The sequence below is a fragment of the Edaphosphingomonas fennica genome (assembly GCF_003034225.1).
Lineage (GTDB): Bacteria > Pseudomonadota > Alphaproteobacteria > Sphingomonadales > Sphingomonadaceae > Sphingomonas_E > Sphingomonas_E fennica.
This window is the reverse complement of sequence record NZ_PHHF01000086.1, coordinates 19,634-46,043: the sequence shown is the minus strand read 5'-3', so window position 1 is coordinate 46,043 and position 26,410 is coordinate 19,634. Positions and strand designations below refer to the sequence as shown.

Annotated in this window: 25 protein-coding genes; 16 read left to right on the top strand and 9 right to left on the bottom strand. The window is 67.4% G+C overall.

Annotated features, from left to right (window positions below; all coding sequences use genetic code 11):
• Positions 1 to 26: 26 nt before the first annotated feature.
• Positions 27 to 2,351: a 3-hydroxyacyl-CoA dehydrogenase/enoyl-CoA hydratase family protein gene (locus CV103_RS21820; protein ID WP_107396220.1), complete on the bottom strand. Its 2,325-nt coding sequence runs from the start codon at positions 2,349 to 2,351 to the stop codon at positions 27 to 29.
• A complete protein-coding gene (locus CV103_RS21815) occupies positions 2,348 to 3,484 on the bottom strand; it encodes a thiolase family protein (RefSeq protein WP_015456950.1) in 1,137 nt (378 codons plus the stop codon). The genes CV103_RS21820 and CV103_RS21815 overlap by 4 nt, the downstream gene beginning before the upstream one ends.
• A gap of 181 nt (positions 3,485 to 3,665) precedes the next feature.
• On the opposite strand from CV103_RS21815, the gene CV103_RS21810 reads away from it, so the two are divergent.
• The 12 genes from CV103_RS21810 (at position 3,666) to CV103_RS21760 (ending at position 17,239) form a co-directional block, all read left to right on the top strand.
• On the top strand, positions 3,666 to 4,070 hold the full coding sequence (locus CV103_RS21810) for a DUF2147 domain-containing protein (RefSeq protein WP_015456951.1): 405 nt from the start codon (positions 3,666 to 3,668) through the stop codon (positions 4,068 to 4,070).
• 48 nt (positions 4,071 to 4,118) lie between these two features.
• Complete coding sequence (locus CV103_RS21805) at positions 4,119 to 5,417, top strand: OmpP1/FadL family transporter (protein WP_015456952.1); 1,299 nt, start codon at positions 4,119 to 4,121, stop codon at positions 5,415 to 5,417.
• Positions 5,417 to 7,102, top strand: a complete 1,686-nt coding sequence (locus tag CV103_RS21800) for a long-chain-fatty-acid--CoA ligase (RefSeq protein WP_425443930.1) — start codon at positions 5,417 to 5,419, stop codon at positions 7,100 to 7,102. Before CV103_RS21805 ends, CV103_RS21800 begins: the two co-directional genes overlap by 1 nt.
• Before the next feature lie 69 nt (positions 7,103 to 7,171).
• Entirely contained in the window at positions 7,172 to 7,585 is a 414-nt protein-coding gene (locus CV103_RS21795) for a MerR family transcriptional regulator (protein WP_015456954.1), read from the top strand.
• Between the two features lie 136 nt (positions 7,586 to 7,721).
• Positions 7,722 to 8,570 (top strand): SDR family NAD(P)-dependent oxidoreductase, encoded by an 849-nt coding sequence (locus CV103_RS21790; protein ID WP_107396217.1) that lies wholly within the window; start codon positions 7,722 to 7,724, stop codon positions 8,568 to 8,570.
• Entirely contained in the window at positions 8,567 to 9,415 is an 849-nt protein-coding gene (locus CV103_RS21785) for an SDR family NAD(P)-dependent oxidoreductase (RefSeq protein ID WP_107396216.1), read from the top strand. The genes CV103_RS21790 and CV103_RS21785 overlap by 4 nt, the downstream gene beginning before the upstream one ends.
• Before the next feature lie 208 nt (positions 9,416 to 9,623).
• The gene (locus CV103_RS21780; RefSeq protein WP_107396215.1) at positions 9,624 to 12,977 is read left to right on the top strand and encodes a glycosyltransferase; all 3,354 of its coding nucleotides are present in this window, start codon (positions 9,624 to 9,626) and stop codon (positions 12,975 to 12,977) included.
• Positions 12,978 to 13,082: 105 nt separating this feature from the next.
• A complete protein-coding gene (locus CV103_RS21775) occupies positions 13,083 to 13,832 on the top strand; it encodes an AcvB/VirJ family lysyl-phosphatidylglycerol hydrolase (RefSeq protein WP_107396228.1) in 750 nt (249 codons plus the stop codon).
• Positions 13,829 to 14,251: a DUF2147 domain-containing protein gene (locus CV103_RS21770; RefSeq protein ID WP_107396214.1), complete on the top strand. Its 423-nt coding sequence runs from the start codon at positions 13,829 to 13,831 to the stop codon at positions 14,249 to 14,251. Before CV103_RS21775 ends, CV103_RS21770 begins: the two co-directional genes overlap by 4 nt.
• The gene (locus CV103_RS23015) at positions 14,221 to 14,859 is read left to right on the top strand and encodes a lysylphosphatidylglycerol synthase transmembrane domain-containing protein (protein WP_245897011.1); all 639 of its coding nucleotides are present in this window, start codon (positions 14,221 to 14,223) and stop codon (positions 14,857 to 14,859) included. Before CV103_RS21770 ends, CV103_RS23015 begins: the two co-directional genes overlap by 31 nt.
• A gap of 11 nt (positions 14,860 to 14,870) precedes the next feature.
• Entirely contained in the window at positions 14,871 to 16,913 is a 2,043-nt protein-coding gene (gene mprF / locus CV103_RS21765) for a bifunctional lysylphosphatidylglycerol flippase/synthetase MprF (RefSeq protein WP_245897010.1), read from the top strand.
• 107 nt (positions 16,914 to 17,020) lie between these two features.
• Positions 17,021 to 17,239: a hypothetical protein gene (locus CV103_RS21760; protein WP_107396213.1), complete on the top strand. Its 219-nt coding sequence runs from the start codon at positions 17,021 to 17,023 to the stop codon at positions 17,237 to 17,239.
• 108 nt (positions 17,240 to 17,347) lie between these two features.
• On the opposite strand, the gene CV103_RS21755 is transcribed toward CV103_RS21760, so the two are convergent.
• Together CV103_RS21755 and CV103_RS21750 are read right to left on the bottom strand one after the other, a co-directional pair.
• A complete protein-coding gene (locus CV103_RS21755) occupies positions 17,348 to 17,587 on the bottom strand; it encodes a hypothetical protein (protein ID WP_107396212.1) in 240 nt (79 codons plus the stop codon).
• Positions 17,588 to 17,749: 162 nt separating this feature from the next.
• Positions 17,750 to 18,277, bottom strand: a complete 528-nt coding sequence (locus tag CV103_RS21750; protein WP_015456963.1) for a hypothetical protein — start codon at positions 18,275 to 18,277, stop codon at positions 17,750 to 17,752.
• 152 nt (positions 18,278 to 18,429) lie between these two features.
• Here CV103_RS21750 and CV103_RS21745 point away from each other — a divergent pair, with 152 nt between their 5' ends.
• Positions 18,430 to 19,356, top strand: coding sequence for a cation diffusion facilitator family transporter (locus CV103_RS21745; RefSeq protein WP_070933945.1), 927 nt, complete (start codon positions 18,430 to 18,432; stop codon positions 19,354 to 19,356).
• A 111-nt stretch (positions 19,357 to 19,467) separates the two neighbouring features.
• Here the strand turns inward: CV103_RS21745 and CV103_RS21740 are convergent, their stop codons facing one another.
• Both CV103_RS21740 and CV103_RS21735 read right to left on the bottom strand, forming a co-directional pair.
• Positions 19,468 to 19,707, bottom strand: a complete 240-nt coding sequence (locus CV103_RS21740; protein ID WP_015456965.1) for a hypothetical protein — start codon at positions 19,705 to 19,707, stop codon at positions 19,468 to 19,470.
• Positions 19,708 to 19,861: 154 nt separating this feature from the next.
• The gene (locus CV103_RS21735) at positions 19,862 to 21,235 is read right to left on the bottom strand and encodes a M28 family peptidase (protein ID WP_015456966.1); all 1,374 of its coding nucleotides are present in this window, start codon (positions 21,233 to 21,235) and stop codon (positions 19,862 to 19,864) included.
• Positions 21,236 to 21,610: 375 nt separating this feature from the next.
• Here CV103_RS21735 and ettA point away from each other — a divergent pair, with 375 nt between their 5' ends.
• Positions 21,611 to 23,290 (top strand): energy-dependent translational throttle protein EttA, encoded by a 1,680-nt coding sequence (gene ettA / locus CV103_RS21730; RefSeq protein ID WP_015456967.1) that lies wholly within the window; start codon positions 21,611 to 21,613, stop codon positions 23,288 to 23,290.
• A 91-nt stretch (positions 23,291 to 23,381) separates the two neighbouring features.
• On the opposite strand, the gene CV103_RS21725 is transcribed toward ettA, so the two are convergent.
• Both CV103_RS21725 and CV103_RS21720 read right to left on the bottom strand, forming a co-directional pair.
• Positions 23,382 to 23,780, bottom strand: coding sequence for a hypothetical protein (locus CV103_RS21725; RefSeq protein ID WP_107396211.1), 399 nt, complete (start codon positions 23,778 to 23,780; stop codon positions 23,382 to 23,384).
• Between the two features lie 79 nt (positions 23,781 to 23,859).
• Positions 23,860 to 24,495 carry a carbonic anhydrase gene (locus CV103_RS21720; RefSeq protein WP_015456969.1) on the bottom strand — a complete coding sequence of 212 codons (636 nt, stop codon included), beginning with the start codon at positions 24,493 to 24,495 and terminating at the stop codon, positions 23,860 to 23,862.
• 66 nt (positions 24,496 to 24,561) lie between these two features.
• Between CV103_RS21720 and lipA the strand changes: the two genes are divergently transcribed.
• On the top strand, positions 24,562 to 25,482 hold the full coding sequence (gene lipA / locus CV103_RS21715) for a lipoyl synthase (RefSeq protein ID WP_015456970.1): 921 nt from the start codon (positions 24,562 to 24,564) through the stop codon (positions 25,480 to 25,482).
• A complete protein-coding gene (locus tag CV103_RS21710; RefSeq protein WP_015456971.1) occupies positions 25,469 to 25,945 on the top strand; it encodes a type II toxin-antitoxin system RatA family toxin in 477 nt (158 codons plus the stop codon). Before lipA ends, CV103_RS21710 begins: the two co-directional genes overlap by 14 nt.
• Here CV103_RS21710 and CV103_RS21705 read toward each other — a convergent pair.
• Positions 25,891 to 26,409, bottom strand: a complete 519-nt coding sequence (locus CV103_RS21705; RefSeq protein ID WP_015456972.1) for a CinA family protein — start codon at positions 26,407 to 26,409, stop codon at positions 25,891 to 25,893. The two genes, CV103_RS21710 and CV103_RS21705, sit on opposite strands and share 55 nt — an antisense overlap.
• Position 26,410: the final 1 nt, after the last annotated feature.

Sequence of the window (26,410 nt, the reverse complement as noted above, 5' to 3'; positions counted from 1 at the left end):
TCGGCCTCCGCCCCGGCAGGCATCCATCAGTTACGCAGCGGCTTTCCGGTCGAAAGCATGTGATCGACGCGGGCCTGCGTGCGCTTGTCGCGGACGCGGGCCATGAAGGCCTTGCGCTCCAGCGCCAGCAGGTCGCCTTCGGTAACGGTATCGACCAGATCGGCGTCGCCGCCGGTAAGCACCTCTGCCAGCGTGTCGGAAACCACCATGTCGTAATCGGTGGCCATGCCCCGCTTGTGGAAGCTTTCCACCGCCAGCTTCATCCCCGCCCGGCCCGCGGCACCCGGCAGGCGGAAGGTCGGCTGTTCCGGCGCGCGATAGCCATCGACCAGCGAAAGCGCCTTGGCCTTGGCATCGGCCAGCAGGCGATCGCGGTTCATGGTGATGCCGTCCTCGGCCCGCAGGAAGCCATATTCCCTGGCCTCGGCCGCCGATTTGGAAACGGTGGCGGTCGATACGATCTCGAACACCTTGGCCGCCGCCGGCATCGGCCCCTTCGGGAACTTGGGGTTGCTCTGCCAGCGGTGCAGCATCTCGCCGCAGCCGCCCCAGCCGGGGATGAGGCCGACGCCGCATTCGACCAGGCCGATATAGCTTTCGGCATGGGCCTGCACCGCATCGCTGTGGAGCAGGATCTCGCAACCGCCGCCCAGCGCCATGCCGGCCGGCGCGCTCACCACGGGGAAGGGGGCGTATTTCAACGTCTTATAGGCAAGCTGCCCACCGGCGACGAGCTTCTCGATCTCGCCCCAGGCCGCGATGTTCACCGCGAACATGGCGAGGCCCAGATTGGCGCCGGCCGAAAAATTGCTGCCTTCGTTATAGACGACCAGCGCCTTGAAGCGTTGCTGCACCAGCAGCACCGCCTGGCCGATCAGCTTCATGATCTCGCCGTCCAGCGCGTTCATCTTGCTGGTGAATTCCAGGCAGGCCACGCCATCGCCAATATCCCACAAGGCGGCGGAGGCATTGCGCAGCACCGGTTCGGAATTGCGCTTCACATCCTCCAGCAGCAGCACGCCTTCGGCCTGCGGCACGTCATGATAGGCGCCGTCCAGCCCCAGATACTGGCGCCGGCCGCCTTCCACGCGGTAGAAGCTGCGGTCGCCGGCCAAGGTCAGGATCGCGGGCACGGGCCGGCCCTCGGCGGCCAGCCGCTCGGCAAGCTTCGCCGCGCCGATCCGGTCGATCAGCTCGAACGGGCCGTATTTCCAGTTGTAGCCCAGCTTCATCGCCACATCGACGGCAACGATGTCGTCGGCAGCCTCGGGCACCAGGCTCGCGGCATAGGCCAGCGTCTCGCCCAGGATCGCCCAGGCATATTCGCCCGCCTTGCCCGGCGTGGCGATCAGGGCGGCCAGATCGCCCCTGGCGGCGGGGCCGCGCAGCTCGGGCGCCTTCGCCTGCGGGCGATATTCGCCGGTCGCAAGGTCGATCGCTTCCTTGCGCTTATTCTCCGCGCGGTTGATGCGGTAGAAACCGCCCTTGCCCTTGCGGCCGGTATAGCCGTCCGCGATCATCGTCTCGATCAGCGGGAAGGAACGGGCGATCTGCTGGTAACGGTCGTCGGCCGGCAGGGTGGAGGTCAGGCTCTTCTGCAGGTGCGGCATCAGATCGATGCCGACCAGATCGACCAGGCCGAAGATGCCGGTCTTGGGCACGCCCATCGGCTTGCCGGCGATCGCGTCCGCTTCCTCCACGGTCATGCCCAGGTCGAAGGCGGCGTTCAGGCCCACCTGGATCCAGAAGGTGCCGACGCGGTTGGCGATGAAGCCCGGCGTGTCCTTGGCGCGCACGATCGTCTTGCCCATCCGCCGATCGGCGAAGTCGGCGATGCGGTCCACCAGCGCGGCGTCGCTCGCCGGGCCGGCCACGATTTCCAGCAGGCGCATGTAGCGCGGCGGGTTGAAGAAGTGGGTGATCAGGAAGTCGCGCTTGAACGCGTCCGATCGCCCTTCGACCAGATGGTCGAGCGGGATGGTGGAGGTGTTGGAGGACACCGCCGTGCCGGGCGTGCGCACTTCTTCCAGCTTCGCGTAAAGCTGCTGCTTCAGGTCCAGCCGTTCGATGATCGCTTCCACGATCCAGTCGCACTCGGCCACCCTGGCGAGGTGATCCTCGATATTGCCGGTTTCGACCAGCTTTGCCGCCGCCTTCGACATGAAGGGGGCGGGATCGGTCTTCAGCATCTTCGCCACCGCGCCTTCGGCCACCGCGTTGCGGTTGGCGGGATCGCGAACGATGTCGAGCAGCAGCACCGGCACGCCGGCATTGGCGACCTGGGCGGCGATGCCGGCGCCCATGGTGCCGGCGCCGATCACGCAGACCTTGCGAATCGTCGCTTCGCTCATTCCGCGGCCTCCAGCAGGGTGGCGATGCCCTGGCCGCCGCCGATGCACTGGGTGGCGAGCGCGAACTTGCCGCCCTCGCGCTTCAGCAGCGATGCCGCCTTGCCGACGATGCGCGCGCCGGTCGCGCCCAGCGGGTGGCCGATGGCGATCGCGCCGCCGTCGATGTTCACCTTGTCCTTGTCGAGGCCGAGATCGCGGATGCAGGCCAGCGCCTGGCTGGCGAAAGCCTCGTTCAGCTCGACCACGTCGAGCTGGCCGGCCTCGACGCCGCCGCGGGCCAGCGCCTTGCGGCTCGCCTCGACCGGGCCGATGCCCATGATCTCCGGCGCGCAGCCCGACACCGCGACCGAACGGATGCGGGCGAGGATCGGCAGGTTGTGCGCGCGGGCATATTCCTCGCTCGCCACCAGCACGGCGCTGGCGCCGTCGGTGAGCGGGGAGGAGGTGCCGGCGGTGACGGTGCCGTTCTGGTCGAAGGCGGGCTTCAGCGCGGCAAGGCCCTCGGCCGAGGTATCGGGGCGCAGCGTGCCGTCCTTGTCGACGGTGCCGGCCTTGGTCACGATCGGCACGATCTCGGCTTCCAGCTTGCCGGCCGACTGGGCGGCGGCGGCCTTCTGCTGGCTGGAGACCGCGAAGGCTTCCTGCTCGGCGCGGGTGATCTGGTACTTGCCGGCGACGTTCTCGGCCGTGTCGCCCATGCCCATATAGGCGGCGCTGCGGGCGGCGAGGGCGGGGTTGGGCAGGGGGTTGAAGCCCTGCATCGGCACGCGGCTCATCGATTCGACGCCGGCGCAGATGAACACCTCGCCCGCGCCGAGCTGGATCTGGCCGGCGGCGATGTGGACGGAGCTCATCGAGGATCCGCAGAAGCGGTTGACGGTCATGCCCCCCACCGAAAGCGGCAGATCGGCGAGCAGGCCGATCAGGCGCGCCACGTTCAGGCCCTGCTCGCCCTCGGGGAAGGCGCAGCCGAGGACGATGTCCTCGATATCCTGCGGCGCGACGCCGGTCCGCTCGATCAGGCCGCGCACCACGTCGGCGGCCAGATCGTCGGGGCGGACACGCGCCAGCGCGCCCTTGCCTGCGAGGTGGAAGGGCGAACGGGCGTAGCCCGCGATAACCACGTTACGCATGAATCGAGTCTCTCCGTAGTCGCAACATATGCGGAAATTTCTCTCCTAAGGGTGCGTAGATTTCCCTATACGTCAATCAAATTTTGTTGCAGAAGACGATTCTCGAACCGCCGGGGCCAGACGGCGTTGAGCAAGTGAGACCCGTGAAACGGGCAAAACGTTCCGGTGAGAGGTGCCGATAATGCTGTTTACCCTTGTGGCGCTGGCGGCCACGGCCAATGTCCAGCCCGATGTCGTCGTCGGACGATGGCAGACCGAAGTTCGACATGGCGTGGTGGAGATCACCCGCTGCGGCCAATCCATCTGCGGCCGGCTGGCCGATTCCGATGGCCTCAAAGCCAATCCCGCCCTGCTCGATGCGAACAACAAGGATGCGTCGCTCCGCGGCCGTCGCCTGCTGGGCGCGCAGATCCTGCAGGGGTTCAAATGGGGTGGCGGCGCCTGGGAAGGCGGCACCATCTACAATGCCGAGGATGGCGGCACCTACAAGGCCACGGTCACGCCCGTGGGGGCGGATCAGCTCCGCCTGAAAGGCTGCATCGTCTGGCCGCTGTGCAAGACACAGACCTGGACGCGCATCCGCTGAGCCGAGGCTCGGCATTCATTCCAGCTAAGATTACCAGGAGATTTGATGATGAAGGCTGTGTCTAAGGCAGCTCTGCTTTCCTCCCTTGCTGCCTTGGCGGTCATCGCCCCGGGAAGCGCTCAGGCGGGCGGCTTCTATCTGCAGGAACAGTCGGTGAAGGGCGCTGGCCGTGCCTTCTCGGGCGAAGTCGCCGATCAGGGCGCGGCCTCGCTGTGGTGGAACCCCGCCTCGATCGGCGGCCTCCAGGGCGGCAGCGCGCATATCGGGTTCAGCGCGATCCTGCCGAAGGGCGATCTCGACAATGTCGGCACCGCGATCGTGCGCCCCGGCCAGGCGCCGGCGCCGGTGGGCGGCGATCAGCGGTCGGAAGATCCGATCAACAAGGGCTATCTGCCGACGGGCGCCATCGCCTATGGCATCACCCCGGAAATCGCCGTGGGCCTGACGATCGCCTCGCCCTACAGCTTCACCACCAATTATGACGAGACGAGCTGGGCGCGCTACACCGCGGACAAGACGCGGCTGCGCACCTACGACATCCAGCCCTCGATCGCGGTGATGCCGCTGCCGGGCCTCAGCCTTGGCGCCGGCCTCAACATCGAATATGCCAAGGCCAACCTGGGCAATTACCTGCCGAACCTTTCGGCCGCGCTGCCCGATGGCCACCAGAACCTGAAGGGCGACGGCTGGGATCTCGGCTGGACGCTGGGCGCGCAATATGCCTACGGCCCGGCGACCTTCGGCGTCAGCTACAAGTCCAGCGTGAAGCACAAGCTGTCGGGCGAGATGATCACCAGCGGCCTGCTCGGCCCGCTTGCCGGCCAGAACGGCACGATCGCCACCCACGCCACCTTCCGCACCCCCTGGCAGCTCAACTTCGGCACGCGGGTGAAGGTGACGGAGGCGCTGACGCTGAACGGCCAGGTCTCGCGCTTCGGCTGGGGCAAGTTCGACGCCATCCGGCTCGGCGATCCCGTGAACGTCGCGATCCCCGAACATTATCGCGATACCTGGAGCTTCGCCGGCGGCGTGGATTACGATCTCTCGCCGAAGTGGACGATCCGCGGCGGCATCCAGCATGACCAGACGCCGACCCGCAATGGCGAGCGCGACGCCCGCGTGCCGGACAGCAACCGCTGGAACTTCGCGCTGGGCACCTCTTATGCGGTGACGCAGGCCTTCACGCTCGATGCCGCGGCCAACTACATCCACTTCAAGGATGCGAAGATCGATCGCACCACGGCCGCCTATGCCGGCAGCCCGGTGCAGACCCCGATCCTCGTGGATGGCGAGATCAACAACGCCCGCGCGATCGTGCTGTCGATCGGCGGCCGGTTGACCTTCTGATGACCGGGGCGGCAACCGTTGAGAGCCGCCCGGGCGCGGGGGCGGATGCAGGCGTGGGGCCTGTCATCCGTCCCCGGCTCCTTACCCAGTTGCTCGACGATGCCGTGGCGGCCTGGCCCGAACGGCGCGCGATCGACTTCCTCGGGCGCACCTGGCGCTATGACGAGATCGGCGCGCTGGTCAGTCGCGCCGCGCGGGGATTGCAGGATCTCGGGCTGAAGCCGGGCGACCGCTTCGGCCTCTGCCTGCCCAATACGCCTTATTACGTCATCCTCTATTTCGCGGCGCTGCGCGTCGGCGCGATCGTCGTCAACTTCAACCCGCTCTATGTGGAGCGCGAGCTGGATCACCAGATCCGCGATTCCGGCACGCGGATGATGGCCGTGCCGGACGTGAAGGTGGTGCACGAAAAGGTCGCCGCCGTCGCCGAGGGCACGGGGCTGGAAAAGATCATCGTCTGCCCGATGGCGGATATCCTGCCGCCGCTCCAGTCCTGGGGTTTCCGGCTGTTCAAGCGGCGCGACCATGCCGTCATCCCGGCGGACGGCCGCCATGTCGGCTTCCGCGCCCTCGTCGTGCGCGATGCCGCGCCCGATCCCGTGGCGCAGAGCCCCGATGACGTCGCCGTGCTGCAATATACCGGCGGCACCACCGGCGTGCCCAAGGGGGCGATGCTCACCCACGCCAACCTCACCGCCAACAGCGCGCAGATGCTGGCCCATGTCGGCGGCGTGCGGGCGGTGCAGGAACGCACGCTGGGCGTGCTGCCGATGTTCCACGTCTTCGCGCTCACCACCGTGCTCAACTTCTCGGTCGAGATCGCGGCCGAGATGATTCTGCTGCCCCGGTTCGAGATGGACCAGGTGCTCGCCACGATGAAGCGCACCAGGCCCACCCAGTTCTTCGGCGTGCCGACCATCTATGTCGCCATGAACGGCGTTCCAGACGGCAAGCTGCCGGACATGTCGGCGATCCGCGCCTGCATCTCGGGCGGGGCGCCGCTGCCGCTCGATGTGCGGGAAGCCTTCGAAAAGCGCACCGGCGTGCGCGTGGTTGAAGGCTATGGCCTGTCCGAAGCCTCGCCGATCATCGCCTGCAACCCGATCGAAGGGCTGGTGAAGGACAATAGCTGCGGCCCGCGCTTCCCTGGCACGGTGCTGGAGATCCGCGATCCGGCCGAGCCCTCGCGCCTCATGCCGCTCGGCGAACGGGGCGAGGTCTGCGCCCGCGGTCCGCAGGTGATGAAGGGCTATTGGCAGCGGCCCGACGAGACCGAGGCCTGCTTCGCGGACGGGGCGCTGCGCACCGGCGACATCGGCTATCTCGACGAGGACGGCTATCTCTTCCTGGTCGATCGCATCAAGGACGTGATCCTCGCCGGCGGCTATAACGTCTATCCGCGCGTGATCGAGGATGCGGCCTATCACCATCCCGCGATCAAGGAAGCGGTCGCGATCGGCGTCTTCGATAAATATCGCGGCCAATCGCCCAAGCTGTTCGTCGCCCTGCGCGAGGACATGACGGCGACGGAGGAGGAAATCCGGACATTCCTCGCCGATCGGATCAGCAAGATCGAAATGCCCAAATATATTGAGATACGCGATGCCTTGCCGAAGACGCTGATCGGCAAGCTTTCGAAAAAGGAACTCGTGGAGGAGGAAAAGGCGCGGCGATCCGTTTCATGACGGATCGCCGATGGCGGGTGGCGAATGCCCTGTGCAATCGCTAAGGGGCCTGCCGTTGGGGGAGGATGGATGAAAAACGGCGTAACCGTCCCGGATCGGGCCGATACCGGTCTGTGCGGCATACAGGCGGTGGCGGCCGAACTGGGCGTCACCCAGCGCACCTTGCGCTTTTATGAGGATAAGGGGCTGATCGCGCCGCAGCGCGTGGGCACCATGCGCATCTATACCCGCCGGGAAGTGGGGCGGATGCAGCTGATCCTGCGGGGCAAGCGGCTCGGCTTTTCCATCCGGGAGATCAAGGAGTTCCTCGATCTCTACGATGTCGATCCCGAACATGCCGAACAGATGCGGCGGCTGGCCGAGCGGGTGCGCGAGCGTCTGGCCGACCTGGAAAAGCAGCGCGTGGCGCTGGACGAGACGATCGTCGAGCTGCGGGAGATCGAGCGCGCGGCCATGGATCGCCTGGCCCGCCATCACGATTGAAGAACGGGTCGCTTTTCGCGAACTAGGGCGTTTTCACGGAAATGTCCCCAACCTCCCGGCGTTGCCATGGTGAATGTGATTCATCATGCTCGCGCCACATGATCGGCGGGCAGCCGGCATCCTTCGGGGAGGGGATATGGCTGGATTGCTTTCCGGGCGGGTTGCGCTGGTCACGGGGGGACGGCGCGGGATCGGCCGGGCGATAGCCCGCCGGCTGTCCGCCGCCGGCGCCGCGGTCCTCATCGCGGCCGAGCGCCTCGATGAGGATGGGGTGGGCGAAACCGTCGCCCTGCTCCGCGCCGGCGGCGGCAAGGCCGATGCGATCGCCTTCGACCTGGCCGATGCGGCAGACCGCGCGGATGCCGTAAGCCGCGCCGCCGCACCGTTCGGGCCGATCGATATCCTGGTCAACAACGCCGCCGCCAATAATTATGCGCCGGCCAGCAGGATGGACCTTGCCTATCGGCGGCGGATGTTCGACATCAACGTCCATGGCCCGATGGACCTGATCCAGCAGGCGCTGCCGCACATGAAGGCGCAGGGCTGGGGACGTGTCGTCAACATATCCAGCGCGTCCACCCGGCCGCCGGCCATTCCCTATCCCGGCCCTGCGCAGCATACGCACGGCATCGCCGTCTACGGCGCGTCAAAGCTCGCGCTCGAACGTTTCACCGTGGGCCTCGCGGCGGAACTGCACGGCACGGGCGTCACGATGAACGCGACCTATCCGGCCAGTGTCTGCGTTACCGAAGCCAATTCCGAAGTCGCGCTGGCCGCGCTGCGTGCCCATCCCGACTGGGGGGAGAGCACAGATATGATGGCGGAGGCCGCCCTGCTGCTGATCCAGGGGCCGATCACCGGTCTCGTGCTGCCCAGCCGGGAGATATTGTTTCTGCTGCAATCCCCGCTGCATGGGCCGGACGGCATGTCCGTGATCGGCGATGCGCACAGCCTGCCCGACCTGGAATTGGGGGCCGGGGCATGAGCGCGCATATGGACCGCCTCGACGGCCGCGTCGCCCTCGTCACCGGCGCGACGCAGGGCATCGGCCGCGCCATCGCCCGCCGGCTCGCCTCGCTCGGCGCGGACATCGTCGTCACCGCATCGGGCCGCGATCCGGATGGCCTCGCCGAAACCTGCCGGCTGGTCGCGGCCGCAGGCCGGCGCGCCCATGCCATCCAGGTCGACCTTACCGATGAGGACGCGCGCTCCACCCTGGTCGCCCGTGCGGCCGAGGCGCTGGGCGCGGTCGACATTCTCGTCAACAACGCCGCCGGCATCGCCGCCTACGCGCCGCCCGGCAAGATCGACCTGCCGGCGCGGCTGCGCACGTTCGAGCTCAACTTCCACGCCCCCCTCGATCTCATCCAGGCGGCACTGCCGGCGATGCGGGAAAAGGGGTGGGGGCGCATCCTCAACATCACCTCGGAAACCGCGCACCAGCCCCGCATTCCCTATATCGGGTCGACCAAGTTCATCCACGGCCTCGTCACCTATGGTGCATCGAAGGCGGCGCTCGATCGCGTCACGCTCGGCCTCGCGGCCGAGCTGCACGGCACCGGCATCCATGTGAACGCGGTGAAGCCCTACAAGATCTGCGCGTCCGAAAATGCGCTCCAGCTCGCGCGGATGACGGCGCCGCACAACCCGGACTGGATCGAAGGCGTCGAGATGATGGCCGAAGCGGCCGCCATCCTGGTCGCCTCGTCCTTGAGCGGGGTGGTTTCCAACAGCCGCGAGGTGCTGGCCATGACCCAGTCGCCGCTCCGATCGCTGGACGGCGCGGCCGTGATCGGCGACGCCCACACCATCCCCGATATCGGCGACTGAAAGGCCCGCGCCGATCCGCCGCCGCCGCACGGCCCATCTTACCGCGATTTAATCCGGCGCACATCTTGCTCCCACCCCGCCGCGCCTAGAACGAGCGGGTCGATCGGGATTCCCCCTCCCGTCATCGCGAAATTGGCGGCGTCCGGTCTTTCCCCCTGTGACCGGGCGCCGTCCGCTTCCTGGTGGGGAGAGGTTTCGGGGATCAGCGTTGGAAAAGCCCGTCTTCTACGATGCCAGCGGCCGCCGCGACCGGTGGACCAAGCGCGCCTTCCTGGCGCTGATCCTCACGATCGTTCTCGCCTCCATCGCCTTCGCCATGACGGTGGTGGCCGTTCCCGTGCCCGAGCCGCTGGCGCTGGCCATGGAGCACCCGCTGCCCCGTCCGCTGCGCCAGCAGGTCAACCATCTTCGCCACAGCGCCGCGCGCGGCATCGCCACCCTGCGTCATGACGTCGGCTCCTGGTTGCCGCGCAAGGCGCTGCCGGTGCGGGCCGATCCGATCGCCGTCGGCTTCTACGTGCCCTGGGACGATGCCAGCCGGGCCTCGCTGCGTGCCCATATCGGCCAGCTCGACTGGCTGGTTCCCGGCACGATGAGCGTGGTCGGCCCCGCCCATCGTCTCCAGATCACGCCCGACCCGCGCCTGGATACGCTGATCGCCGCGACACCCCATCGGCTGAAGATATTGCCGATGGTGCAGAATGCCGTGGACGGCCGCTGGGACGGCGCCGGCACCGCCGCGCTGCTCGCCAGGCCCGCGCTCCGCCGTGCGCTGCTGGAGCAGATCGACGGCGCGCTGCAGGCCCGCAAGGCGGACGGCCTGATGCTCGATTTCGAGGACCTGCCCGCCAGCGCCCAGCACGACTATCTCGCCTTTCTGAAGGAAGCGCGCGCCAGGCTCGCGGCCGAGGGGCGGCTGCTGGCCGTGGCGGTGCCGGTGGGCAATGCCGATTGGCAGCTCAAGGCCTATGCCGCCGCCGCCGACCGGCTGGTGCTGATGGCCTATGACGAACATTCGCCGGAAGGCGAGGCCGGGCCGATCGCCAGCCAGCGCTGGTTCGTGCGGCAGCTGGACGAGGCGCTCGCCATCGTTCCCGCCGGCAAGGCGATCGTCGCGGTGGGCAGCTATGCCTATGACTGGACGGCGCCGGGCCGGGCCGAACCCCGATCGGTGGAGGAGGCGTGGCTCACCGCGCATGACAGCGAGGCGCCGATCCAGTTCGACCGGCAGAGCGGCAACGCCACCTTCAGCTACGAGGAAAACGGCGTTCCCCATAATGTGTGGCTGCTGGACGCCGCCAGCGCCTGGAACCAGCTTCGCGCCGCCCGCGCCAAGGCGGTGGCCGGCGTGGCGCTCTGGCGGCTCGGCACCGAGGACCCCGGCTTCTGGCAGGCGCTCGGCGGCTTCCACGGCGCCACCGTCCCGGACATGCGCGCGCTCCACACCGTCGGCAATGTCGATGTCGAAGGCAATGGGGAGATCCTGCGGATCGAGCATGTGCCGGTGGCCGGCCGCCGGGCGATGGTGCCCGACGCGCGCGGCCTGATCGTCGACGAACATTATCAGGCGCTGCCCACGCCCTATGTCGTCCGCCGCACCGGCTATCGGCCCGGCCTCGTCGCGCTCAGCTTCGATGACGGTCCCGACGCGGAATGGACGCCCAAGATCCTCGACATCCTCCGCCGGGAGCATGTTCCCGCCACCTTCTTCCTGATCGGCGAGAATGCGATGGATCATCCGCTGCTGGTGAAGCGGATCATCGACCAGGGCAGCGAAGTCGGCAGCCACACCTTCACGCATCCCAACCTTGCCCAGGAATCCGCGCGCGGCACCCGGCTGGAGCTGAACGCCACGCAGCGCGTGGTCGAAGCCTATACCGGCCGATCGATCCGGCTGTTCCGCGCCCCTTATTTCGGCGACGCCGAGCCCACCACGGCGGACGAGCTCATTCCCGCCTTCGCCGCCCAGCAGGCCGGCTATACCAATGTCGGGCTGCACGTCGATCCCGACGACTGGAAGCGCCCCGGCGTCGACTGGATCGTCCGGTCGACGCTCGCGCAGGTGCAGCGCGGCAATGCCGAACGCTCGGGGCAGATCGTGCTGCTGCACGACGGCGGCGGCGATCGATCGCAGACGGTGGCGGCCCTGCCGCGGATCATCGATGCCCTGCAGGCACAGGGTTACAGCTTCGTCCCGGTATCCCGTCTGGCCGGCCTCACCCCCGATCAGGTGATGCCCCCGGTCACGGGCAGCGATCTGCTGTCGGTGCGGATGGATGTCGGCCTGTTCCTGTTCCTCGCGGGCTTCAACTACGCGCTGAAATGGCTGTTCTTCCTGGCGATCGCGCTCGGCATGGCGCGGGCCGTGCTGCTCGCCGTCCTGGCCGTCGACGGCAATCGCCGCCGCAAGCGGCCGGTTGCGCCCGCCATCGATCCCGCGCGCTTCGTATCGGTGCTGATCCCGGCCTTCAACGAGGCCCGCGTGATCGAAAATTCGATCCGCCGCGTGCTCGCCAGCCGCGACGTGCAGGTCGAGGTGATCGTGATCGACGACGGCTCGTCCGACGGAACGAGCGCGGTGGTGCGGGCGGCCTTCGCCGATGAGCCCCGCGTCCGGCTGCTCACGCTCGGCAATGGCGGCAAGGCGCGCGCGCTCAACCGCGGGCTGCAACTGGCGTGCGGCGAGATCATCATCGCGCTCGACGCCGATACCCAGTTCGAACCGGATACGATCGCGCTGCTGGCCCGCTGGTTCCGCGATCCCGCCATCGGCGCCGTCGCCGGCAATGCCAAGGTCGGCAACCGCATCAACCTCGTCACCCGCTGGCAGGCGGTGGAATATGTGACGGCGCAGAATCTGGAACGCCGGGCGCTGGCGCGCTTCGATGCGATCATGGTCGTGCCCGGCGCCGTCGGCGCGTGGCGCAGGGCGGCGCTGGAGGATGTCGGCGGCTACCCCGTCGATACGCTGGCCGAGGACCAGGATCTCACCATCGCCATCCAGCGGCATGGCTGGCGCGTCGGTTATGACGCCGATGCCGTGGCCTGGACGGAAGCGCCGGAAAGCTTCGCGGCATTGGTGAAGCAGCGCTTCCGCTGGGCTTTCGGGACCTTGCAATGCCTGTGGAAGCATCGGGCGGTGATGCGCGATCGCCGGCCCGCGGGGCTTGCCTTCGTCGGCATTCCGCAGGCGTGGATATTCCAGATCGGCTTCGCGATCATCTCCCCGCTGATCGACCTCGCCCTCCTGGCCAGCCTGGTTTCCACCGCGATCCGCATCCACCAGCATGGCTGGGCGCAGACGCAGAGCGACGTGCTGCGCATGGCGATCTACTGGATCGTCTTCGTCGCGATCGACGTGGCGTGCGGGTGGATCGCCTATCGGCTGGAACGCCGCGAAAGCCGCTATCCGGCGCTGCTGCTGGTGGCGCAGCGCTTCGTCTACCGGCAGCTCATGTATTCGGTGGTGATCCGGGCGGTGGCCAATGCGCTGCGCGGCCCATGGATCGGCTGGGGCAAGCTGGAACGGAGCGGGCGGGTCGAGATGAAGGCCGCCGGCTGACCGATGCCGGTTTCCCGCATGGACGCATTGTCATGGTGGGGCCACCTCGCGGGCAGGGCGGCTTCCCTAGCATCGGCGGGCGATGGGACGAGCATGGAGGCCCGCATGCGTGGAAGGAAGGCAGGAATCGCGGTGGGCGCGCTGCTCGCGGCGCTGGCGGCCTTCGCCATATGGCTGGGCTATATCGGCTATTTCGGCGGTCCCGTCTTTTTCGAGCTGCCGGCGGAAAAGCCGTCGCCCCCCGAGCTTCGGGGAACGGTGGCGGTGATCCTGTCCGGCGACATGGGCTTCCGCATCGGCATGGGGCCTCGCATTGCGAAGCGCCTTGCCGCGGATGGCATTCCGGTGCTGGGGGTCAGCTCGCTCACCTATTTCCGCCACGAACGTTCGCCGGTGGAGGTCGCCGCGCTGCTGGACGCGGCCGCCGGACGCGCTTTGGCGTTCGGCCATGCCGATCGGCTGATCCTGATCGGCCAGTCCTTCGGCGCGGACATGCTGCACGTCGGGCTGGTCGACATGCCGCCCGCGCTGCGCGCGAAGGTCGCCATGGTGGGGCTGGTCGTGCCCACCGACAGCCTGATCTTCCGCGCTTCCCCGTCCGAGCTGTTCAACTGGACGCCGCCCGATGCGCCCGCATTGCCGACGGCCCGTGCGCTCGATTGGGTTCCGGCCGTCTGCATCCAGGGCCGGGAGGAGGAAGACAGCCTTTGCCCGCATCTCGACCAGCCGAACATGCGCAGGCTGGTCCTGCCGGGCGGGCATCCGCTCCATCGCGACGTCGACGCGCTCCACGCGGCCCTCTGGCGGGAAATCATGGCAACGGCACGGGCGCCCCGTGCGGGAGCGGTTTCGTGATCCGCCGGGCCTGGCTGCGGGCCGGGCTGGCGATCGCCGCCGCCCTGGCGCCGCTTTCGACCGGCGCGCATGCCGCATCCGGAATTGGCGACATCGCCGGCACCTGGATCAACCCGCATGGCAGCGTGAAGGTCGTTACCGGCGATTGCGGCGGCAGGCTGTGCGGCTGGATAAGCTGGGTGAATGCCGAGGCCATGGCCGATGCGCAGTCCAGCGGGGTCACGCGGCTGATCGGCACCGAGCTGCTGCGCAATTACCACGCCACCGATGCGGGGCGCTGGCAGGGCGAGGTCTATGTGCCCGATATGGGGCGCACTTTCTATTCCACCATCGATCTGCGCGGTCACGATCGCCTGCGGATAAGCGGCTGCATCCTCGGCGGCTTCATGTGCAAGTCGCAGATCTGGCAGCGGGCCTGAACCGGATGCTCGCCACAGCCCGCCGGTTCGCCCAGCGATACGGGCTGGCCCTGAAGATCGCGGCCATCGTCCTGCTCGCGGCGGCCGGGCTGGCGGCGTTGCACGGATTGCTGGCCGAGGTCCGCCCCCATCAGGTGATCGTCGCCTTCCGCGCGCTCGGGGCCGGGCAGATCGCGGCCTCCGTCCTGCTGACGGCGGCCAGCTATTTCATGCTGACGCTCTATGACGTGCTGGCGCTCAGGATCATCGGCCGGCCGCTTCCCTATCGCACCGCCGCGCTCGCCTCGCTCGCCAGCTATACGCTCAGCCACAATTTCGGCTTCGCGCTGCTCACCGGCGGATCGGCGCGATACCGGGTCTATCGCAGCGCGGGATTGGACGCGGGCGAGATCGTCCGCGTCATCGCAACCGCCAGCATCACCTTCTGGATGGGCGTGGTGGCGATGGCGGCGGTGGCGCTGGTCGCGCATCCGATGGCGCTCGACCTGGGGATATTCACCTTGTCCCCCTTCGCGCAGCGCTGCGCCGGCGCGACGATCATCGCCGCGGGGCTGGTTGTAGCGCGACGATTACGGAGTCCGGTCGGCGTCAATTTTGATGGCCGATAGGTGGCCNGCTGGTGCTGATCTGGAAGCTGCGCGGCGAAAGCCGGTCCGTCCGCCTGTTCCGCTGGAGCTTCCCCCATCCGAGCCCCGGCCAGGCGATCGCGCAGATCGCCATCGCCGCCCTCGATCTTGCGGCGGCGAGCGGGGCGCTGCTGGTCCTGGTCCCCGGCGCCGGCCTCCACCAGTTTCCGCTCTTCTTCCTCGCTTATACGGTGGCGATCATTGCCAGCCTGCTCAGCCACGTGCCGGGCGGGGTAGGGGTGTTCGAAGCCGTCATCCTCGCCGCGTTGCCCGAAATCGCGCCGCCGTCGCTGCTGGCGGCGCTCATCATGTATCGGATCATCTATTATCTGGCGCCGCTGATGGTCGCCGCCGCATTGCTGGTCGTCCACGAACGGCGCCAGATCGGCCGCCCCGTCGCCGCCGCGATGGGCGCGGTGCAGTTCGTCCTGCACGGCATCGCGCCCTCGCTTCTCGCCGCGATAACCTTCATCGGCGGCGTGGTGCTGCTGATCTCGGGAGCGCTGCCGGCGGTTCCGGCCCGCCTTCACGAGCTTCGGGCATTATTGCCGCTGCCCTTCGTCGAAGCCTCGCATATCGCCGCCAGCCTTGCCGGCACCGGCCTGCTGCTGATCGCGCCCGGCCTCTATCGCCAGCTGGACGGCGCCTTCCACCTTTGCCGCGCGCTGCTGCTGGCGGGGGCGGCCTTTTCCCTGGCGAAGGGGGTGGATTATGAGGAGGCCGTGATCCTCCTCGCGATCGCCGCGCTGCTCCAGCTATCGCGCAAGGCCTTCTACCGGCGCACCGCGCTCACGACCGCGATCGCCTCGCCCCGCGCGATCATCGCCATCCTGCTGGCGGTCGGGCTTTCCACCTGGATCGGATTCTTTTCCTACAAGCATGTCGCCTATCAGAGCGATCTCTGGTGGCAGTTCGCCTGGAACGGGGATGCCTCGCGCTTCCTCCGGGCGAGCTTCGCCGTCGCCGTCGTGCTGGCGGCGGCGGCGGTGCTCCAGCTCTTCCAATATGTCCATCCGCCGGCCGATCGGCGGTCCGACGGCGCCGATGCCGCGCTCGCCATTTCCGCCAGCGCCCGCACCGAGGCGATGCTGGCCTTCACCGGGGACAAGCGCTTCCTGTTTTCCGCCACGGGACAGGCGCTGCTGATGTATCAGGTGCAGGGGCAGAGCTGGATCGTCATGGGCGATCCCGTCGGCCCGCAAGGCGAATGGCCCGAGCTGGTGTGGCGGATCCGCGAGATGGCGGACGCCGCGCAGGGGCGCCTCATGCTCTATCAGATATCGATGGATTGCGTGCCGCTCGCCATCGATCTCGGCCTCCAGCTCGTCAAATATGGCGAGGAGGCGCGCGTGTTCCTGCCGGATTTCGCGCTGGACGGGCCCGACATGAAGGGCCTGCGCCATGCCGAGCGCCGGGCCGCGCGGGAAGGCGCCGAATTCGCCATCCTCCCGGCGGCCGAAGTGCCCGCCGCGATGGCGGAGCTGCGCGCGGTTTCCGATGCCTGGCTTGCCGAGAAGGGGAATATGGAGAAAGCCTTCTCGGTCGGCCGCTTCGATCCGGCCTATCTCGCCCGCTTCGATTGCGCCGTCGTCCGCCATGCCGGCCGCATCGTCGCCTTCGCCAATATCTGGGCCACATCCAACCGGGAGGAGCTTTCCGTTGATCTGATGCGGCATGTGGCGACGATGCCCTACGGGACGATGGATTTCCTGTTCGTCCAGCTGATGAAATGGGGGCGGGATCGGGGTTATCGCTGGTTCAGCCTGGGCCTTGCCCCCCTTGCCGGGATAGAGGCGCGGCGGCTGGCCCCGATGTGGGCCCGCGCCGGCACCTTCCTCTACCGCCATGGCGATGCCTTCTACGGGTTCGAAGGGCTGCGATCCTACAAGGACAAGTTCGCCCCGCGCTGGGAGCCGCGCTATATCGCGAGCGCCCATGGCGTGGGGCTGGCCCGCGCCCTGATCGACCTGCAGACCCTTGTCGGCGGCAGCTCGAGAAGCGCCGCGCGCCGTGCCAGCCTCGCCTTGGTCGCCTGACCGGGCGTGCCGCGACGCATTACCAAAGCTTCATTCCGGCGCCATCGGCCGGTCCGGCACCGGAGCGCATCCTCTGCGATGGGGGGATGTAACCGAGGGAGTATCCGATGAAGGCATATCATCTTCTCGCGGCGGGCCTCGTGCTCGGCCTTTCGGGCGCGGCCGCGGATGCGGCTTCCTGCCGGGATGCGCACGGCAAGTTCATAACCTGCCCCAAGCCCGCGGCGGCGGCCAAGCAAAGCTGCCATGATGCCAGGGGCAAGTTCGTCAAATGCCCGGCCTCCGCCGCGCACGGCGCTGCCGGATCGGCCACGAAAGGCCGATAATCTCATAAGGGAAAGCGCATTTTGGCCCGAGGGCCATCCGCTCGACCGCTGAACATGACCGGGGGGCCATCGCCATGGGCGACGGCCCCCCGGTCACGAGTTCCGTCCTTACTTCTTCTTGGCCGCCGTTTTCTTCGCCTTGCCATGCGTGGCCTTGTGGTGCCGGGCCTCCGAAGGGTTCATGCACTTGTCCCGCACGGTTCGGGAACATAGCGGCACATTGGCGTCCGCCGTGGCGGCCGGTGCGGCGGCGGCATCCGCCGGGGGGGCATCCGTGGTCTGCGGGGCCGCATAGGCCGCGCCGGCGCCGAATAGAGACAAGGTCGCGACAAACAGAAGCGTCTTCATGATGTCATCCCTTCTCGATCGAAATGAATGAACCGGTGCCTCGCACCCATGGCTTCTAGCGTTTCATTTCCATCACGACGGCGGATCACAGCCGAGTCGTGCGGCAGTCGAACGCCTTAGCTGGCGGAAATATCCATCATCCTTTTCGCGACCTTGCTGCGATCAGGGGAGGGCCGGCTTGCAGTTGCGCGCCGTATAGAGGCCGCGAAGGAAACCGCGCCGCGCCAGCCCGGCATCGACCGCGACCGCATAGCGCCGCTCGGCCGGCGCCGCCCCCGATATCTCCCGCACCAGGCCCCGGAAGGGGATGAAGGCGTTCACCACCGTCTTGCCGCCGGCTTCGGCCAGCTTGCCGGCCTTGTTCTCGCGCTTGGGCTCGCCGCCCTTGAAATCGGGGCCGAGATGCTCGGTAAGCGCGCCGATCGCGGTGGATATCTGCTTGCAGGTCTTGAGGCCGCCCATCGCATAAGGGGCCAGCACCGCATCGGCGAGCGCGGGCGGAATATCCTTCTTGTCCACGCCCACGTCGCGCACCGGCTGGGTGGCGATCTGCCCGGCCTTCTTGGCGGTTTCCTCCACATCGTTGCCGCCATCCTGCTGGGCCGGCCGCGCATCGGCCTGCCAGGCGGATGCCAGGGCGGCCAGAAGGATCGGATAGCCGACAGGCCTGACGATATCTGCGATCTTCATTCCAAGCTCCTCGCCGCGCCGATCGGGCCGATACTATCCGACATCAAAATGTCGGCAATAGGGCCGGGGTTCCACCCGCCGGGGAACATGCGGCCCGCCGCGAGGGTTGGGCCTTCCGGGAACGGACCGGCAGGCAGCGATCGGGTGGGCGGATGGCGAGCGGCGGCAAAAAGGTCATCTACGCGGCTCTTGCCGGCAATCTCGGCATCGCGATCGCCAAATTCATCGCCGCCACCTTTACCGGCAGCTCCTCCATGTTGACGGAAGGCGTGCACTCGCTGGTCGATACCGGCAACCAGTGGCTGCTGCTCTACGGGATCAGGCAATCGAAGCGCGAGCCCGATATCATCCACCCCTTCGGCTATGGGCGGGAGCTTTATTTCTGGAGCTTCATCGTCGCGCTGCTGATCTTCGCGGGCGGCGCGGGGGTATCGATCTATGAAGGGCTGATCCACATCCGCCGGCCGGAAACCATGTCCTCCCCGGTGATCAACTATATCGTGCTGGCGATCGCATTCGTCTTCGAAGCGTCGTCCTGGACGGTCGCGATGCGCGAATTTTCCCGGACCAAGGGCGGCGACGGCTGGTGGGCGGCGATCCGCCGCAGCAAGGACCCTTCCACCTTCGCGGTCCTGTTCGAGGACAGCGCGGCGATGATCGGCATCGTGATCGCCGCCATCTTCATCACGCTCGCCCTGGTGACGGGCGATCCCCGGCTGGACGGCGTTGGATCCATCCTGATCGGCGGCGTGCTGGCGGTGGTGGCGCTGCTCCTGGCGCGCGAGAGCAAGGGGCTGCTGATCGGCGAGCGGGCAAGCCCGGCGCTCAGCGGATCGATCGCCGCCCTGGCCAAGGCCCAGCCCGGCGTCTGCGCGGTCAATGAAGTGCTGACGCTGCACATGGCGCCCGATCAGGTGACGGCCGCGATCAGCCTCGATTTCGACGACGACCTCACCACGCGGGAGATCGAGCGCGCCGTGGCGGAGATCGAGGCGCGAACCGCCGCCGCGCATCCCGAAGTCACCCACGTCTTCATCCGGCCGCAAGCCCGCCGGGAAAGCGGATCGCCCGCCAGCTGAAGGGAGAGGGAGGCAATGGCGCCGGAGGCCGGGCGCCGAATGCAAAACGGGCGCCCCCGGAAGGAGGCGCCCGCTCTTGCCACACGCCCGGCGAGCCGGGCGCGGCGCGAATTACATCGCGTTCGTGGCGTTCTCGACAACAGCCGAAGCGTTGTCGGCAGCGTTCTCGACAGCCGCCGCAGCGTTGTCGCTGGTGTTCTCGATCGCCGCGGTCGCGTTGTCGGCGGTCGCCTCGATGGCTTCGACAGCGTTATCCGCGACATTCTCGACCGCCGTTTCAGTCGGCGACTTGTTGCACGCGGCCAGGGCAATCAGGCCGGTGGCAGCGAGAACAAAGCTAAGCTTCTTCATTCGAGCAGCTCCCATAGTTCTTTATCAGAGGCCGGCCCGAACGCCGTCCCGGCGGCCCCCATAGCGTCGCCCCCGTCGTCGTCAACGCCAAATTCAGCGAGGGTCGCGTGTTTTCTGCCGTCTTGCGCCGCATCGCACAAGTCATTTTGATGATTTACTCTCCTTCGGTGGGCGCCACCGGCCCCAGTTCCGTGGGGTCATTCGCCACCGTCGCGATCATCGCGGTCCATGCCGCCACGTTCTGCGAAAGCTGGATTCGGTCGATCTTGTCGAGCGTATCGTCGGGCGTGTGGTGCAGGTCGAAATAGCGGCTGCCGTCCTGGCTCAGCGAGATCACGGGCACGCCCGTGGCCGCCAGCGGGGCGATATCCGATCCGCCGCGCGCCGTGTTGCTTCCCTTGGCCACGCCGATCGGCTCCAGCGCCTGCGCCAGCCTGGCGACCACCGGCATGGCCGCCTGGTTCACGTAGGTCTGGAAGCGGTAGATGCGATCGGCGCCGAAATCGGATTCGGCCAGAACCGCATGCTTTTCATTGATATGCGCGTTCCGATAGGCGGTCCCGCCCAGCAGCCCGACCTCCTCGGCGCCGAACCATACCACCCGAATCGTCCGCAGCGGCGTGCCGGCATCCATCACGCGCTTGGCGGCGGCGGTCACGATGCCGCAGCCGGAGGCGTCGTCGATGGCGCCGGTGCCGAGATCCCAGCTATCGAGATGGCATCCGACCAGCACGATCCCGGCCTTGGGATCGCGGCCGGGCACTTCGGCCATCACATTGCCGGATTCGCGCGGGCCGATATTCTTCGGGGTCAGCACCAGTTTCATCGTCACCGGCTTGCCGCGCGCAAGGATGCGCTTGAGCTGTTCGGCATCGGGCAGCGTGAGGGCGGCGGCCGGGATCGGCTTGACGCCATCCGTCCAGCTCTGGACGCCGGTATGCGGATTGCGGTGGAAATCGGTGCCGATCGACCGGATGATGATCGCGGCCGCCCCCTTCCTGCTGGCGATCGAGGGGCCCTTGCGCCGGGTGACGCCGAACGCGCCATAGCTCGATCCGTCCTGCGTCGCGCCCATGGCGTGATCGACGAACACGATCTTGCCGCGGACCTGGGCCTCCGGCGCGGCTTCGAGCGCGGCGAGGGTAGGGAAGGCCGCGATTTCGGCGGTGATACCGCCGGCGGGCGTGGCGCCGCTATTGCCCAGCGCGGCCAGCACCAGCTTCTGGGGGAAGGGGGAGACGATCTCCGCGCTTTCCTCGCCGCGCACCCAGACCGGCATCTGGAACGGCTCGATCCGCGGATTGCTGAAGCCCAGGGCGTTGAGACGGACGACCGCCCAATTCCGCGCGCGCGCTTCCGCCTCGGTGCCGGCAAGCCGCTGGCCGACCTCGGTGGTAAGGCCCTCGGTGATCGACCAGGCGATATCGTCCTTGAGGGCGGCGTCGCGGAGGGCCGCGACATCCATGGTCTGCGCAAGGGCTGGGGTGGCAAGGAAGGTTGCGGCAAGGATCGCTGCTGGCAGGCGCATGAAGGTGGATGCTCCCCTGGAGATGCTGATCCTGCCCAAGTGGCGGAACATCCGCCGCAAAACAATAGGGGCCTCGGCTCGCCCCCCGATGCCGAGGCCCCTACCGGGCCTTGCTGCGATCCTGCGTGAAGCAGCCGCGCCATGCCTTCGCGTCCCCAAAGGACCGGCCAACCGGAAAGCAACTCTCATGCCACTGGCTCTGCGGCTTGATACCGGCCACCCCGCCTCCCATATCCTGTAAAATATCCCGACATGCCGAGGGATTGCCCCAAGGGTGACGCCGGGCTGTCGCACCGGTTTGCCAAGTGCCCGGCGCTGGGCTAGGTGCGGCGGGATTTTTTCAGCCTCGACCGTTTTTTCCGGAGATCACAGCCGATGGCCGTGCAGTACAGCTACGTCATGAAGGGTCTCACCAAGACCTTCCCCGGCGCGAACAAGCCGATTTTCAATAACATCCACCTGCAGTTCCTCCCCGGCACGAAGATCGCGATCATCGGCGTCAACGGCGCCGGCAAATCGACGCTGATGAAGGTGATGGCCGGCATCGACACCGATTTCTCGGGCGAGGCCTGGGCGGCCGAAGGCATCCGCGTCGGCTATCTGCCGCAGGAGCCGCAGCTCGACCCGGCCAAGACGGTCAAGGAAAACGTCATGGACGGCGTGCGCCCCGTCGCCGACATGATCGACCGGTTCAACGAAATCTCGAACCTGATGGGCGATCCGCCCGAGGATGCCGATTTCGATGCCCTGCTCGCCGAGATGGGCGAGTTGCAGGAGAAGATCGACGCGGTGGACGGCTGGACGCTCGACAACCAGCTCGAAATCGCGATGGAAGCGCTGCGTTGCCCGCCGGGCGACTGGGCGGTGGACAGCCTTTCCGGTGGCGAGAAGCGCCGCATCGCGCTTTGCCGCCTGCTGCTCGAAAAGCCCGATATCCTGCTGCTCGACGAACCGACCAACCACCTGGACGCGGAAAGCGTGCAGTGGCTGGAACAGCATCTGATCGAATATCCGGGCAACGTCATCCTCGTCACCCACGATCGCTACTTCCTCGACAATGTCGTGGGCTGGGTGCTGGAGCTCGATCGCGGCCGGGGCCTCCCGTTCGAGGGCAATTATTCCGCCTGGCTGGAAGCCAAGGCCAAGCGGATGGAGCAGGAAGAGCGCGAGGAAGCCGGCCGCCAGAAGGCGATCAAGGAAGAGCTGGAGTGGATCCGGCAGACGCCCAAGGCGCGCCAGTCCAAGTCCAAGGCCCGTATCCGCGCGTTCGACGAGCTCGTCGAGAAGCAGAATGCCCGCGCGCCGGGCAAGGCCCAGATCGTCATCCAGACGCCGGAACGCCTCGGCGGCAAGGTGATCGAGGCGAAGAACCTCACCAAGGCCTATGGCGACAAGCTGCTGTTCGAGGATCTCAGCTTCACGCTGCCGCCGGGCGGCATCGTCGGCGTGATCGGCCCCAACGGCGCCGGCAAATCCACCCTGTTCCGCCTCATCACCGGGCAGGAAAAGCCCGATTCGGGCGAGATCGACGTCGGCCCCACCGTGAAGCTCGGCTATGTCGACCAGTCACGCGACGCGCTCGACGCCAACAAGAATGTCTGGGAGGAAGTGTCCGGCGGGCATGACCTGATGACGGTCGGCAAGTTCGAGATGTCGACGCGCGCCTATGTCGGCGCCTTCAACTTCAAGGGGCCGGACCAGCAAAAGAAGGTCGGCCAGCTTTCGGGCGGTGAGCGCAACCGCGTCCACATGGCCAAGATGCTGAAGCAGGGCGGCAACGTGCTGCTGCTCGACGAACCGACCAACGACCTCGACGTCGAGACGCTGCGCGCGCTGGAAGAGGCACTGGAGAATTTCGCCGGCTGCGCCGTGGTCATCAGCCACGACCGCTTCTTCCTCGATCGCCTGGCGACCCATATCCTGGCGTTCGAGGGCGACAGCCACGTCGAATGGTTCGAAGGCAATTTCGAAGCCTATGAGGAGGATAAACGCCGCCGCCTGGGCGACGCCGCCGATCGTCCGACCCGGCTCGCCTACAAGAAGCTGACGCGCTGAAGAACGGCAGGCGCGGCTCGGACGATTCGGCCAAAGGGGCCGGAACGGACGGCCGCGCCATCCCTCCTCGACGGGCGGGACCGAGAAATCCTCAATAGAAATCGGAGGGATTCGGCGTCGGCTTCTTGCAGGCCTTCAGCACGCCGCGATCGCAATCCCGCTTCTGCTCGCGCCAGGCCGCCATGGCATCGGCATAGGCGCGCTGCTGCTGGGCGAAGCGGGCCTCGTCCTGGGCCACGGCCTGCGCATGAGCCTGCACCGACGTGCGATAGGCGGCCATGTCCGCCTCATATTGCGCCTGGACGGCCTCGGAAGCCGCCTGCTGGGCCGACGCTTCGCTGTCCTCCCGGGCATTGAGCCCGCGCGTTACCGGCACCTCCTGCGCATCGGCGGCGCTTTCCACGGCGGTTTGCGGGGCAGGGGCGGTCTGCGCGACGGCGGCACCGCCCGCGAACGCCAGCAGGGCGGCGATGGGAATCCTCAAATGCATCCTCGTTCCTCCTTCCCCTGTCGAAAGGAAGGAACGTCGCGGTCGCCGATCCCGTTCCGGGTGTGAGCCCGGCCGGATGTCAGGCCGGGTGGAACTCGCCGCTGCCGGGGTCCATCACATGCAGCACGCCGTCCGCAATAGCGAAATAGGCGCCGTGCAGCCGCAGCCGCCCCTCGCGCTCGCGTTCCACGATGCACGGGAAGGTGCGCAGATTGTCGAGGCTGACCTTCACGGCGGCCTCTTCCATCGCCCGGTGCGCCGCCGGTCCATCGGTGCCGTGCACGGCCACCACCGCATCGCGCGCCGGGCGCAGCATATCGATCCAGTCGGCGATGAAGCCGCCCTCGCCGGGGCGCATATCCTTGAATTTCTGGCTCAGCGATGCCGAGCAGCCGCCGCAGGCGCCGTGGCCCATCACCACGATCTCCGACACCTCGAGCTGGGTGACGGCGAATTCCAGCGCCGCCGACACGCCATGATGGCCGCCGCCCGTTTCCATGGGCGGCACCAGATTGGCGACATTGCGGACGACGAACATCTCGCCCGGCGAGGTATCGAAGATTCGAGTCGGATCGACGCGGCTGTCGGAGCAGGCGATCACCAGCACCTTGGGGCTTTGCCCTTCGGCCAGTTCCGCCCAGCGGGCGCGCTCGCGGGACCATTCGCCGGCCTTGAAGCGGCGATAGCCTTCGATCATGTTCTGGAAGTCGCTCATGCCCGTGCCGTAGCGGCAGGATGTCGGGGCTGGCAAGTCGCGCTTCGCATCGCTATCTGGCCAATCATGACCGAGCCGCTCGCTTCCCCCGCCTCGCCCCGCACCCGCAAGCCGGACTGGATCCGCGTCCGCGCGCCGATCGGCGAGGCTTTCTCCCAGACCCGCCAGCTCATGCGGCGGCTGAACCTCGCCACCGTGTGCGAGGAGGCGGCCTGCCCCAATATCGGCGAATGCTGGACGAAGAAGCATGCGACGGTGATGATCCTGGGCGATACCTGCACCCGCGCCTGCGCCTTCTGCAACGTGAAGACGGGCATGCCCCGCGCGGTCGACCCGCTGGAGCCGCAGCACGTGGCGGACGCGGCGGCCGAGCTTGGGCTCGAACATATCGTCATCACCTCGGTGGATCGCGACGACCTGCCCGATGGCGGCGCATCGCAGTTCGTGAAGGTGATCGAGGCGCTTCGCCGCACCACGCCGTCCACGACGATCGAAATCCTGACGCCGGATTTCCGCAACAAGGCGGATGCCGCGCTCGAATCGATCATCGCCGCGCGGCCGGACGTCTATAACCACAATCTCGAAACCGTCCCCAGGCTCTATCCGACGATCCGCCCCGGCGCGCGTTATTATGCGTCGCTGCGCCTGCTGGAGACGGTGAAGCGGCTCGATCCGTCGATCTTCACCAAGTCCGGCGTGATGGTCGGCCTGGGCGAGGAGCGGATGGAAATCCATCAGGTGATGGACGACATGCGTTCCGCCAACATCGATTTCCTCACCATCGGCCAGTATCTGCAGCCCACGCCGCGCCACGCCAAGGTGGCCGAATTCGTGACGCCGCAGACTTTCTCGGCCTATGCGGCGATCGCGCGGGCCAAGGGCTTCCTGCTGGTCGCCTCCAGCCCGCTCACCCGGTCGAGCTACCATGCCGGGGACGATTTCGCGAAGCTCCGCGCCGCCCGCGAGGCCCAGCTTGCCAAAGCATAGCGAAACCCGGCACCTGCCTTATTCGCCCGAGCAGCTTTTCGAGCTGGTGGCCGATGTGCCGCGCTATCAGGAATTCCTGCCCTGGGTGGCCGCCGTCCGTGTCCGTTCGGACAGCGAAGCGGAAATGGTCGCGGACCTCGTGGTCGGCTTCAAGGGCCTGCGGGAGAATTTCACCTCGCTGGTCCACAAGAAGCGGCCCGAATCGATCCGCGTCGAATATGTCGATGGCCCGCTGAAATATCTGCACAACGACTGGACGTTCCGGCCGGACGGGCAGGGCGGCACGATGCTGGATTTCTCGGTGGATTTCGCCTTCCGCTCGGCGATCTTCGAGATGCTGGCCGGCCAGGTCTTCGATCGCGCGCTGCGCAAGATGATCGGCGCGTTCGAACAGCGCGCCGCAGAGCTTTACGGCACCGACGCATCCGGCATCAGCAGGTCGAGCGCGACCAGCGCCGCCTGAAGGCGGATGCCGCCCCGGCCCAGATCGCCGAACTCATGCGCATCGGCGGTCACGTCATTGGCGTCGCCGCCCTTTTCGGCGCGGGCGAAAACCACGGTCCCCACCGGTTTCTTCTCGCTGCCGCCATCGGGGCCGGCAATGCCGGTGATGGCGACGGCGACGTCGGCTTCCGCCCGTTCCAGCGCGCCGCGCGCCATGCCCCAGGCCACCGCGATCGAAACCGCGCCGAACGTCTCCAGCACGTCCAGGCTCACGCCCAGCATCCGGATCTTCGCCTCGTTCGAATAGGTCACGTAGCCGGCCAGGAACACGTCGGACGATCCGGGTATCTCGGTCAGCGCGGCGGAAACGAGGCCGCCCGTGCAGCTTTCGGCCACCGCGATCGTCTTGCCGGCCGCGCGGTTGGCATCGATCACGCGGCGCGCGGCGTCCACCAGCTCGCGGGGCAGGGTGGTGTCCACCATG